10 protein-coding genes and 1 pseudogene are annotated in these 11,664 nt (G+C 42.7%); 7 read left to right on the top strand and 4 right to left on the bottom strand.

The features are described 5' to 3' along the window. Positions 1–332 precede the first annotated feature (332 nt). Positions 333–1,055: a choice-of-anchor R domain-containing protein gene (locus IM473_RS14790; protein WP_287659622.1), complete on the top strand. Its 723-nt coding sequence runs from the start codon at positions 333–335 to the stop codon at positions 1,053–1,055. Positions 1,056–1,491: 436 nt separating this feature from the next. Here IM473_RS14790 and clpB read toward each other — a convergent pair whose 3' ends face one another. The 4 genes from clpB to IM473_RS14770 all read right to left on the bottom strand — a co-directional run bounded on the left by clpB (position 1,492) and on the right by IM473_RS14770 (position 6,158). Then, positions 1,492–4,152 (bottom strand): ATP-dependent chaperone ClpB, encoded by a 2,661-nt coding sequence (gene clpB / locus IM473_RS14785; RefSeq protein WP_287659621.1) that lies wholly within the window; start codon positions 4,150–4,152, stop codon positions 1,492–1,494. Between the two features lie 176 nt (positions 4,153–4,328). Then, a complete protein-coding gene (locus tag IM473_RS14780) occupies positions 4,329–4,814 on the bottom strand; it encodes a GNAT family N-acetyltransferase (protein WP_287659620.1) in 486 nt (161 codons plus the stop codon). 22 nt (positions 4,815–4,836) lie between these two features. Beyond that, positions 4,837–5,145, bottom strand: a complete 309-nt coding sequence (locus tag IM473_RS14775) for a hypothetical protein (protein ID WP_002759516.1) — start codon at positions 5,143–5,145, stop codon at positions 4,837–4,839. 119 nt (positions 5,146–5,264) lie between these two features. After that, entirely contained in the window at positions 5,265–6,158 is an 894-nt protein-coding gene (locus IM473_RS14770; RefSeq protein WP_287659619.1) for a methylenetetrahydrofolate reductase, read from the bottom strand. Between the two features lie 230 nt (positions 6,159–6,388). Between IM473_RS14770 and IM473_RS14765 the strand changes: the two genes are divergently transcribed. The 6 genes and pseudogenes from IM473_RS14765 to IM473_RS14740 all read left to right on the top strand — a co-directional run. After that, positions 6,389–7,114 carry a GDSL-type esterase/lipase family protein gene (locus IM473_RS14765; RefSeq protein WP_287659618.1) on the top strand — a complete coding sequence of 242 codons (726 nt, stop codon included), beginning with the start codon at positions 6,389–6,391 and terminating at the stop codon, positions 7,112–7,114. 407 nt (positions 7,115–7,521) lie between these two features. Then, the gene (locus IM473_RS14760; protein WP_287690507.1) at positions 7,522–7,755 is read left to right on the top strand and encodes a hypothetical protein; all 234 of its coding nucleotides are present in this window, start codon (positions 7,522–7,524) and stop codon (positions 7,753–7,755) included. Positions 7,756–8,230: 475 nt separating this feature from the next. Continuing rightward, positions 8,231–8,485, top strand: coding sequence for a ribbon-helix-helix domain-containing protein (locus IM473_RS14755; RefSeq protein WP_271972564.1), 255 nt, complete (start codon positions 8,231–8,233; stop codon positions 8,483–8,485). A gap of 1 nt (position 8,486) precedes the next feature. Continuing rightward, positions 8,487–8,840, top strand: coding sequence for a type II toxin-antitoxin system PemK/MazF family toxin (locus IM473_RS14750; protein WP_158202013.1), 354 nt, complete (start codon positions 8,487–8,489; stop codon positions 8,838–8,840). Positions 8,841–9,340: 500 nt separating this feature from the next. Then, the gene (locus IM473_RS14745; RefSeq protein ID WP_287659616.1) at positions 9,341–9,718 is read left to right on the top strand and encodes a hypothetical protein; all 378 of its coding nucleotides are present in this window, start codon (positions 9,341–9,343) and stop codon (positions 9,716–9,718) included. Between the two features lie 10 nt (positions 9,719–9,728). After that, positions 9,729–11,525: pseudogene (locus tag IM473_RS14740) on the top strand (caspase, EACC1-associated type); the annotation flags it as partial. Positions 11,526–11,664: the final 139 nt, after the last annotated feature.

Here is an 11,664-nt window from a genome sequence, read left to right as displayed (position 1 = left end):
CCCCTAGGTCTGCATACTGTAATTCTTGGGCTGCCCATTTCTCCATTTTTTTGCTTACCTCCACCTTGATTCCTTCTTTCAAAACTATACCTATCAATCGTTTCCCCTTTTTTTAAGTTTCTTCTCTTTTTGTTAAGAAAGATCCGACTAATGGATAGCTCTGAAAGTGAGGATCTTCACCCCGACATTTGAGATAAATGTTGCCGATTTACCTTCCAGGAAGCTAGGAATCTGTGCTAAATTGTTGCAAGGATTATCTTCTGAGGCAGCCCTCAGAAGATAGACCATCAATCGAGATCAACTCTATCCTTTTCAACCTTAGAGTTTTAAAAATGACTAAAAATCAGCAACTTTTGGCGAAAATGGGAGGGGGTAGCCTTGCTCTCCTTCTTTCCTTGAGCTTAGGACAACAAGCTTCTGCCACCACCCTCGTTAGCAACCTACCTCCAACAACTTCAAGTCTGTCTATAGGAGGCGCAGTACAAACTAATTCATGGCTACGTTCAAGTTTTACAACTGGCGGTGGCAGTGGTTATACTCTTAACTCGGTCACTCTTCGGTTCCGGCAAGTCACTGCAGATGCCAATTTATTTGTCCGTCTCTATGAAAACAACGCTGGGGTACTTGGTAATCTGATAACCAGTTTTATTAACCCTGCGTCCATTAGCACTACCTTTCCCGACGGAGCCGACACCGTCTTTACCCTTACTACTCCGCAAACATTAGCCGCTAATACCTCCTTCTGGTTGCTTGCTGGGATTGATGCCCCAGTCGGCACTGGTGGAGAATATTCATGGCGTGGTACCAACTCTTTCGACCAAACAGGGGAGCCTGGCTGGTCGATTGGTAATAGTTCCCTTTTTAGTGGTAATCAAGGAGTTAGTTGGACTACTTCTACTATAGCTAACGCTTTTCAATTCAGCGTTAACGGGACAGTAAACACTCCTCCCCCTCCCCCTACTAATATTCCTGAACCGGGTTCCGTTGTTGCCTTGTTAGGACTAGGCGGATTGGGGTTAGCCTCTAGGCTGAAAAAACCCTCTACTCGTGCTTAGAAATTAGCTGAATGGAAACATCTTTCCGTCATCGGTCTTCGATGTCTTAGTAAACGAGGGGATATCCCAGCGGTTCCCTACTTTTCATTGGTAAATCTTCTTGACATTATCGTGATATAGAAATTTATCAAACCACGAGCAACTTGTGTAAATAAAAACAAATTACCGCTAATTTTTCGATCAAGAAAAAGCCTTTATCAGGCAAGTTTTCCCTTCTCGAAGTGTTAGCGGTGTGTTTTTTCTTATTGAACCAACAAGAAAAGCACTTTCGGAGCTTCTCGAATTTTTGTGACAAGTGTGCCATAATCTTCGGGAAATCTAGCCGCCGCGAGTGCCACCTAATCCCCTTCTCGTTCAAGGGAAAAAATAGGGTTCTTTTCCAACATTTTTGGCTTTTACGGTCAACTCAGAGGGGGAATATATCCCCTATCTGGTTTTAATCCGAACTGAGGTTAACCACGGCTAATTCTAATGTTTGCCCTTCCTTTTCTAGCTCCTTTTTGCTAAAACTTAACACTTCATCCAGACAATCAATTACTACCGTATCCCCTTCCATAAAGGCTTGTTCGAGAATTTTTGTGGCTAAAGGATTCTCTAACTCCCGTTGGATAGCGCGTTTTAAAGGTCGCGCACCGTAGGTGGGATCGTAACCAACAGTAACGATATGATCTTCTGCTGCCGCAGTTAATTCCAGATTGATTTTTTGTTCTGCTAATAATCTTTCCAGACGCTGTAATTGCAGACGAACAATGTAACGCAATTCTTCTTTTTTCAGGGTATGGAAAATAATTAAATCGTCGATACGATTCAAAAATTCGGGACGAAAATGACTCCGCAAAGCTGTTAAAACCCGTTTCCGCATCTCCTCATAATCGGCATCTTCGGAAACATTTAAAATATGGTCACTGCCAATATTACTGGTCATGACGATAATCGTATTCCGAAAATCCACCACGCGCCCCTGAGAGTCGGTAATGCGCCCATCGTCAAGCACTTGTAATAAAATGTTAAAAACATCGCGATGGGCTTTTTCCACTTCATCCAATAAAACCACAGAATAGGGACGACGACGCACTGCTTCCGATAGTTGTCCCCCTTCCTCGTAACCCACATAACCCGGAGGAGCGCCGATTAACCGCGAAACCGCGTGTTTTTCCATGTATTCCGACATATCGATGCGAACCATGGCTTCTTCGGAGTCGAACAGTAACCCCGCCAAGGCCCGCGCTAACTCGGTTTTACCCACTCCTGTGGGTCCCATAAATAGGAATGAACCAATCGGACGGGAGGGATCTTTCATTCCCGCACGTGCGCGTCGAATCGCCGCTGCTACTGCCGTGACCGCTTCATTTTGTCCGACAACTTTTTTCTGTAAATGAGACTCTAATTCTAATAATTTTTGTCGTTCCGATTCCATTAAACGATTGACGGGAATTCCTGTCCACCGGGCGACTATTTCGGCGATATCGGCATCAGTTACCTGTTGTCTTAACAGGGTCGCCCCAGCAGCTTGAATAGTTTCTAGTTCTTTCTCTTTTACTTCTAATTCTCCTTGTAAAATTTCTAGTTTGCCATACTTTAATTGGGCCGCTTTATTGAGATCATAAGCACGTTCCGCCTGTTCCACCTGTAGGCGCAATTGTTCTTCTTCCTCTCGTAACAATTTAATTTCCTCGGCGATATGTTTCTCCGTTTGCCATTGGTCAGCGAGAGGCTTTTGTTTACTTTCTAATTCCTCAATTTCTTCGATAATTCTTTCTAAACGCTCTTGAAAAGCTCGATCTTTTTTCTCCTCTTTTTCTAAGGAGAATTTTTCCATCTGTAACTGCATTAAGCGACGATCTATCATTTCCAAATCGGCGGGTTTAGTGGTACTTTCTACCTCTAATTTTGCCGCCGCTTCATCGACTAAATCGATCGCTTTATCCGGTAAAAAACGATCGCTAATATAACGATGGGATAAGGTAGCTGCTGCCACTAGGGCCGAATCGGTAATTGTCACCCCATGATGCACCTCATAACGTTCTTTTAAACCCCGGAGAATCGAGATAGTATCCTCCACGGAAGGTTCCTTAATATAAACCTGTTGAAAACGTCTTTCTAAAGCGGGATCTTTTTCAATATGATTGCGATATTCATCCAAAGTTGTCGCCCCAATACATCGCAATTCTCCCCGAGCTAACATAGGTTTTAATAGGTTGCCCGCATCCATCGATCCACCTTCCCTAGAACCCGCACCGACAACGGTATGTAGTTCATCGATAAAGAGAATAATTCGCCCTTCTGATTGGGTAACTTCTTTCATGACTGACCGCAATCTTTCCTCGAATTCGCCTCGATATTTTGCCCCAGCGATTAAACTTCCCATATCGAGGGAAATTAACTGACGATTTTTCAAAGATTCGGGAACATCTCCGTTAACAATCCTTTGGGCCAATCCTTCCGCAATAGCGGTTTTTCCTACCCCCGGTTCACCGATTAAAACCGGGTTATTTTTCGACCGTCGCGAGAGGACTTGCACCACCCGTCGAATTTCTTCATCACGACCGATAACTGGGTCTAATTTGCCTTCTTTGGCCGCCGCTGTTAAATCCCGGCCATATTTATCTAAAGCTTCGTATTTTTCCTCTTGATTGGGTTCAGTAACCTTTTGAGTGCCGCGAATTGCTTTGATGGCTAATTCTAAATCTTGGGGGTCAAGATTGAAAGTGCGTAAACATTTCCGGCCAACCCTTTCATCTTCGGCAAAACCGACGAGAAGATGTTCGACGGAGATAAATTTATCTTGCCAACTTTCCCTGGATGCTTCCGCTCGATCGAGCAGCAGATCGAGACCACGACCTAGATATAATTGATCGACGATGGCCACTTTCGGCTGTCGGTTGGTGAAGACTTCTAGCTGTTGTTGCAGTCGCGGAATTTCTATATTAGCTTTTTGTAAAATCCGGGTGGCTAGACCGTTATTCTGCTCTAGGAGGGCAATAATAACGTGTTCCACCTCTAAGGTCTGATTTTTAAAGCGTCGCGCAATTTCTTGCGATTTAACGATCGAATCCCAAGCTTGTTCAGTAAATTTATTCGAGTCTGTGGGTTGCATTCTGCACCAATGAGGAAAGCCAGTGTCAGAGGTATAGTATAGCAAGGAGTCTCGATCGATCACAAAGTTCCAGGCTCGACAAAGGGACTGACTTGAAAGTGGGAAGTGGGGTGTAGGGTGTAGGGAAAGAAACCTCTTTCATCTGTGGGGGTGAAAATTTTTTCATCGGGTCTGAATTATTGATCGCTATTACCCAATTGGGTTAAAGCGGTCCCGGTGAGGCGACAAATTTGCCACTCTTGGAAGACCTTAGCCCCCATTTTTCCATAAAAATCGATCGCCAGTTGATTCCACTCTAAGACAGTCCATTCTAAAAGTCCTGCATCCCTAGCGACGGCAATTTTGGCCACAGCCATTAGTAAAGCTTTCCCGATACCTTGACTGCGATAATCGGGTAAAACGAAGATATCTTCTAGGTAAATCCCCGGTTTAGTGATAAAGGTGGAATAGTTAGTAAAAAATAGGGCAAAACCGACTATTTTACCCTCTACTTCCGCCACCAATGCTTCGATGTCGGGTTTTTCTCCGAATAAATGCTCCCCTAAAGCTTGACTATTTCCTGTCATTAAATGGCTGAGTTCTTGATAGGCCGCTAAGGCAACAATTAAGTCAAAAATAGCCTTGACATCGGTAGCAACGGCAGCACGGATGGAATAATTCATGATTGCTAGTCAAATCTTGATTTTAATGCTGATGATGTTTATGGGGAGATTCAGCAGGGGGAGAATTAAGATTGGAAAAATGGCCGTTATTTAATCCCATCCCAACGCTACCAATACTGAAAAGTCCCATGGACACAAAACCGGCCGCAATTGTCCCCATGGCCACGGTTCCAATGGAAACTATTCCCATAGGAACAATACCGATGGAAATAACGCCCATGGGAACAATGCCAATAGAAATTATACCGGTGGGAGCAATACCGATCGACAACCATTTTCGCCCGGAATTACCACAACTATTCTCTTTTTCTTGACCTAGATTGGAATCCATGCTTTTAACCCCGAAGATGCTTTGAGCCTTACCATCCTAGGTTAGGGGTAGAATTCTTGTCAAAAGACCGCTAGTCAAAATGGAAGTTAATTTTTTATAAAAACTATTGACTTTTAATCTTAGTTATGTATTGGCGGGATACCAGCCAGATCGAGAATTTTCGGGACTAAATCCTCTCGTTTAATCGCCATGATGTGGACACCTTGACATAACTGCTGGGCTAATTTTATTTGTTCGGCGGCGATTTTGATGCCTTCTTCGAGGGGATGAGGTGCGTCGGCGAGTCTTTGAATGATATGATCGGGAATTTGTACCCCAGGCACATTTTTATTTAAAAATACGGCATTTTTAGCTGATTTTAACAGAAAAATTCCCGCTAGAACCGGTTTATCGGCCAGCGAGGCCACCTGCTGCATGAACTTATCAAGGCACTCGAAATCCGTAACTAATTGACTTTGAAAAAACTGCGCTCCCGCTTCGATTTTACGCTCAAAACGGCGTTGAAGACCAGACCAACTTTTTGACTGCACATCGACGGCAGCCCCGGCAAAAAGTTCTAGGGAGCCATCGGGTAAAGATTTATCGTTAAAGTCAAAACCTTTATTTAATTTATCGATCAATTTTAACAAACGTACCGATTCTAGGTCAAAAACTGCTCTAGCCTGGGGGTTATCTCCTGCTTTGACGGGATCTCCGGTTAAAGCTAGTATATTTCTCAATCCCAAGGCATGAGCGCCCATGAGATCTGCTTGTAATCCGATCACATTGCGATCGCGACAGGCCATTTGACAGATGGGTTCGATGTCGTGTTGATAGAGAATAGCGGAGGCAGCCAGAGAGGACATTCGCACTACGGCGCGACTGCCATCGGTAATATTAGCCGCATGAACGCGATTTTTTAGCCAGAGGGCCATTTCTAGCATATGACTGGCATTACCCCCTTTCGGGGGAGTAATCTCGGCTGTAATCAAAAATTCTCGGTCTTGAACCGCACGTCGTAAACGAGTAGTCATCAATTTATCTAGGTTTTAATCATAAATTTTATAGTAGATTTAGCCAGGCAATGACTCGGAGGCAAGGAATGATCATCGGGCGGCCTTGTTTTATACTGGTCAGTGCTGGTGCTTGGCTGATATCAGATGAGTTAACTGGCAGGAAAAAATTTCTAATGTAGTATAATACACGGACAGTTTAACCAAATTCGTTTACAAGTGTAAAGGACAACCGATTCGATCGAGCGATCATGCAAACTCTTCCTCCTCCTACTAAAGACAAAGACGCAATCATGACCCATCCCCTCAAAATCGTCGCTTTAGGAGATAGCCTTGTTTATGGCTATGGCGACCCCGTGGGTGGCGGTTGGGCCGAGCGCCTACGTCGTTTGTGGATGGAAAGTGCCGGTCATGCCCTGTATAATTTGGGTATTCGCGGCGATCGAGTGGTACAAGTGTCCGAACGTTTAGAACAGGAATTTCGTCTCAGGGGGGAAATTCGCAATCGTCTCCCCGACCTGATTCTTCTCTCCGTCGGTGTTAATGATACAGCCCGCTTGGGCCGGCCCGATGGTCGCACCTACACCGATCACGATCTTTTTCAAACTCAAATCGAACATTTACTCGCCCGGGCCCGTTCTCTTTGCCCGGTTTTGTTTATAGGTATGATTCCCGTGGATGAGCGGAAAATGCCCTTTTTAGATTGCTTTTACTTCAACCATCGCGATCAGTATCGTTTTAAAGAAACCACTAAACAAGCTTGTCTAGAGCAAAATATTCCCTATCTCGATTTATTTGATCTCTGGATGGACCGGGGTGATCTGTGGTGCCAAGAAAGATTAATGGCAGATGGACTTCATCCCAATGTGCAAGGCTATCAATCAATTTTAGAGGATATTTTACACTGGTCGCCCCTCACCTCCTTTGTCGGTGTGGATGGTTTTATTCAACCGTTCACAGGAATTGTAGAAAAGTGATATCCTCTGTTCTGAGTTTGTTTGACACTGACGCTCCCATCGCACTAAGCGCTTCGGGATTCTTGGTTCAACAAGTCCACTTCTTCCTCTTCCGTCGAGACAACCCAATAATTACCGAAAAATTGGGTTGAAAGCCTCGCCCTTTTAGGGCGACTTTATATGATGTATGATATTAAGAATAGCGGGCAGGGTAAGCAACCGCTTAAAAAACCCAGTCATCGCAGGATGAACGCACCTTGAAAACTAGAGTTATGGGGTTCTATAGGGGAATGCTCCTATAGGTAAAAGCTCTAAGCGTCAAGTACCAGAGAAACCAATTATTTTAGAGGTTTTGAACTGTATCGTGGGGCACACGAAAACAGGCTTCTGTAAGGTCGCGAAAGTCTGAGGAGAGAACCACCTCTGGGTTGGATTTCGCCAGGAATCTAATTCAAGTCCACATCGTTGAGCCAGAAATTCTCAGCAGTGATGCTAGAAGAATCCACGTCCGTTTACGGCGTGGGGTATGTCAACTCTGGCAGCTTCTTCAAGTAAAATTGCCCCTTCAGTTTTTTGGCGGTAGCTTTCTGGAGTTAAAGACAATTTGGTGGCATACTCTAGCAAAATTTGGGGAACATCGTTATAAAGGCCTTCAGAATTGAATTTCTCCTCTGTCATTAGCTTAATTGCTAAATTAATCGGCTCTTCTCGACTTTGTGTGATAATTTTTGCTTATGGAATCGTGAAATGCTTATCGGGCAAGACTTTTAGGGCTATTTTGCGGATATTCTATCAGTATAGACCTCGTTTCCACACATAAACCAGAAGAGCCAATAAATCGAGTTGGCAAATCTATTATAAGTTTGTACGCACTTAAGTTACACTGACAGCATTACCCTTATTTTTCAGTTTTCTCAGCCATTTTTCTGCGTTATTCTTTATTTTCAAATATTACCAAATCATTACCGCTCCCTCCCTTGACATCTCTGTTACAAGCTTAAGTTGTCACCAATGAAATCCCATAGTTAACTTTTGATGAGCGGTATCTTATCCGACAAAGCCCCGAACCTGAAAACCGAGGCGGGATTTTCATATGATAAATTATCATATAAATAATATTACCTCATCTCCTGACCCATGACCCAATCAAGCACCAAACAACGGATCTCTATTACCGTCGATTCTAAATTGCTTCAAGATATTGACCAATTGACGGAGAATCGCTCTGCTGCTGTCGAAGAAGGATTGCGACTGTGGCACCGACAGCAGATAGAAAACCAGTTACGCACCTTCTACCAAACCCAAAAACCAACTGAACGGCAATTTGACCTGGACTGGGGAGAATTCGCCCAAACCCAAATGGAAGAAATCCTCGACCCGGAAGGACTCTAACATGGAAGATGACAATTATCCCCACCAAGGAGAGATTTATTTAATTCGCGCCCTTAAAACCATAGGAGACACCAAAAAACGCCCCGCTGTTGTCGTTTCTATCAATGTCAGGAATCAGCTTTCTAGCAGTGTTTTGGTTGTTCCCTTGACCAGCGATTTAACCGGTGGAGAAACCCCTACCCGTATTTTGATCGAAGCGGGAGAAGGTGGACTCTTAACAGATTCTCTGGCCTTATGCGACAATATCTCAGCGATTCGCCAAGTTTATCTCGAACAAGGTCCCTATGGCGCAATTTCGCCTCAATCCCGACAACGAATTCAACAGGGAATTAAAATTGCGATCGCTATCTTTTAATTCCCTGTTTTATTGGGAAAGATAAAAGTTAGCCAACTTAATTCCCTGGGAAAAATTTGCAGCCTGTAGGTTGGGTTGACGTAAGGAAACCCAACACACAATAATTGTTATGATTTCTTGGAGCAAGTTGAAAAATCGATCTTCTATGTTCAGCAACATCACAACATCAGTGAAGAAATCGGCACTCGGCAAGGGGCAGTATGAAATGGGATCACTTATTTAGATTTCAGATTCTATGCGGAATTATCGCCATTAGCCTGTAGTAGTGGTAGGGTTGACGTAAGGAAACCCAACACACAATAATTGTTATGATTTCTTGGAGCAGGTTGAAAAATCGCTCTTCTATGTTCAGCAACATCAGAACATCAGTGAAGAAATCGGCACTCGGCAAGGGGTAGTATGAAATGGGATCACTTATTTAGATTTCAGATGCTATATGGTAAAATTTGCATAATTCAGTAAGATTAGTATTATCCTATATTATTTCAACTCAACTTCCTATGAGTAACAAATCTACGATTAAATTGCTGATCGCTTTTAACGATCCTAACCTGGAGCCTGAAGAACGCGACGAACAGGCCCAAGTATTACTGACAGAACTACAACAGGCAGATGAAGTTGAATCGGTTAAACGCATTCTTGATCCCAATCCCCCTGAAGGTAATAAGTCATTGGGCGGTTTTTTGGGTGGAATCTTAATGACCGAAGTTAACCCCGCTAATGGCAAAAAACTGTTAGGATTTCTGGGTGATCGCCTGGGAGGTAAACCGATAGAATTGTCGGTAGAGGCCAATGGTCGCAAGTTGACGGTTAAGGCTCACAGTCGAGAAGAATTGGAAATGGCTATTAAAGCCGCTCTAGACTTTATCTCAGGTTAAAGAAGGTATTATGGCAAAAATTGCTTTGTTAATTGGTGTGAGCGAGTATTCCGAAGGATTGCGCCCAATTTCTAGTGCCATTCTAGACGTTGAAGCAATGCGCCGAGTATTAGAGCATCCAGACATGGGAGCCTTTGATCAGGTTACAGTTTTGCCTAACCCAGACAAAGGGAGCATGGAAAAAGCAGTTGAGGTTTTATTTGCTGATCGACAGCGAGATGATTTGGTGCTTTTATATTTTACTGGGCATGGACTTAAAGATCAAAAGGCTAGATTTTTTCTAAGTACAAGAGACACTGGGCGTGATCAGAAGGGAAATTTTTCTCTTGCAACAGCTTTAGCGGCAAGTAAACTTCAAGAGTACATCACAGATAGTCGTTCCCAAAGGCAGATAATTATTCTCGACTGCTGTTTTAGCGGAGCATTGGTTCAGGGAATGCCAATCAAAGGGGAACTTAACATTCAAGAGGAATTAGGAGGTAAAGGAAGGGCGATTTTAACCTCTTCTAGTCCAATTGAATATTCTTTTGAGTCGGAAGATAACGATTTGTCCATCTATACAAAATATCTAGTTGAAGGAATTGAAACTGGTGCAGCAGATAAGGATGGTGATCAATTAATTTCTGTTAATGAATTGCATGAGTATGCCAGCGAACGAGTAAAGGAAGCTGCCCCGGCAATGACTCCCAAATTTTATCTTTCTCTTGAAGGAGATGATACTATTTATTTGGCCAGATCTCCTCTTGCTGCTAATGATCCTAAATTTAAGTATCGTAAAATAGTTGAGGATATTATTAAAAAGTGGAATGATGAGGATATTAAAGATTATTGTTTTAAGGAGGAAGACTTTTCTGCTGCAGATAGGGCAGTTTTGGATGCAACAATAGATCAATTAAATCTCTCACCAGATGAAGCCAGAACGATTGAAACAGAAGTTCTTAACCCACTGCTACGGCGAAGAGACAATATCAAGAAATATAGGAATGCGTTTCGGAAAATAATAGCTGCTGCTAATCATACTCCATTGAGCAGCAGAGATAGAGAGAGTTTAAAGAAACTGCAAATTATCTATGGACTCAGGGATGAGGATATTCAGTTCATTGAGAAAAAAGTGAAAGCTTCTTTAATGGATCAAATTTTGCATTTTATAAGAACTTTAAAGCCCCAAAATTTCAAATTAAATCTGCCAGTTAGCATAGGAATAGCATCAATAGCAGTTGTAGGTTTAATTGCCATTTATCGACCTGGTATTATTACTCGATTAATTCCATCTAATTGTCCAAAACAAACGGGCGACTTTATTAGTGAAGGAGAAGAAGTTCTTAATTACTCTCAATCGTTTAACAAGAAGAAAGGTACAGAATATTTTGCACAGTGTGATTATCAAAAAGCCCTGTTAAGATTTAAGGACGCATGGCAACAGGATAGGCTAGATACAGAAACGTTAATTTACTTAAATAATGCTTTAATAGAAGCCAATAAAATGCAATATTACACGATTGCTGTTGCTGTTAGTATTCCCAAAAATCAAAATGACTTTAATGATGATGATGGTGATAGTCGAGCAAAAGAAATGTTACGAGGAGTAGCACAATTACAAACAAAAATTAATCTGGGACTTTTAAATGACAATGATCCATTCCTCAAGTATTTTCCAGATCAAAATTTTATCAATAAAAAAGCGATTAATGGTAAGGGATTAAAAGTTGTCATTACTAATGATGAAAATGACGAATTATTAGCCAAAAAGAGAGCAGCATCTCTTTCCCAGAGTCCTGAAATTTTAGGAGTTGTTGGTCACTATCCCCTGACAGGGGGACAAGCTGGCTGAACTCCTTACAGCATAAGCTTTTTGGGGTGTTCGAGCGAAAAAGTTCGATGCAGATCACTCCCCATTGTTGATAAAGATTTCTAATAAGCTCGCCCAAATCCCTGATTCTCTCGTT

The organism is Microcystis sp. M015S2 (genome assembly GCF_020245945.1).
Lineage (GTDB): Bacteria > Cyanobacteriota > Cyanobacteriia > Cyanobacteriales > Microcystaceae > Microcystis.
Note: the sequence above shows the minus strand (reverse complement) of the source record. Positions and strands in the feature narration are given on the sequence as shown.

Excerpts from the sequence above, each read along its gene's own strand:
- IM473_RS14770 (WP_287659619.1), bottom strand. The coding sequence starts at position 6,158 with ATGACTACTCGTTTACGACGTGCGGTTCAAGACCGAGAATTTTTGATT.
- IM473_RS14775 (WP_002759516.1), bottom strand. The coding sequence starts at position 5,145 with ATGGATTCCAATCTAGGTCAAGAAAAAGAGAATAGTTGTGGTAATTCC.
- IM473_RS14765 (WP_287659618.1), top strand. The coding sequence starts at position 6,389 with ATGCAAACTCTTCCTCCTCCTACTAAAGACAAAGACGCAATCATGACC.
- IM473_RS14780 (WP_287659620.1), bottom strand. The coding sequence starts at position 4,814 with ATGAATTATTCCATCCGTGCTGCCGTTGCTACCGATGTCAAGGCTATT.
- IM473_RS14755 (WP_271972564.1), top strand. The coding sequence starts at position 8,231 with ATGACCCAATCAAGCACCAAACAACGGATCTCTATTACCGTCGATTCT.
- IM473_RS14750 (WP_158202013.1), top strand. The coding sequence starts at position 8,487 with ATGGAAGATGACAATTATCCCCACCAAGGAGAGATTTATTTAATTCGC.
- clpB (WP_287659621.1), bottom strand. The coding sequence starts at position 4,152 with ATGCAACCCACAGACTCGAATAAATTTACTGAACAAGCTTGGGATTCG.
- IM473_RS14745 (WP_287659616.1), top strand. The coding sequence starts at position 9,341 with ATGAGTAACAAATCTACGATTAAATTGCTGATCGCTTTTAACGATCCT.
- IM473_RS14790 (WP_287659622.1), top strand. The coding sequence starts at position 333 with ATGACTAAAAATCAGCAACTTTTGGCGAAAATGGGAGGGGGTAGCCTT.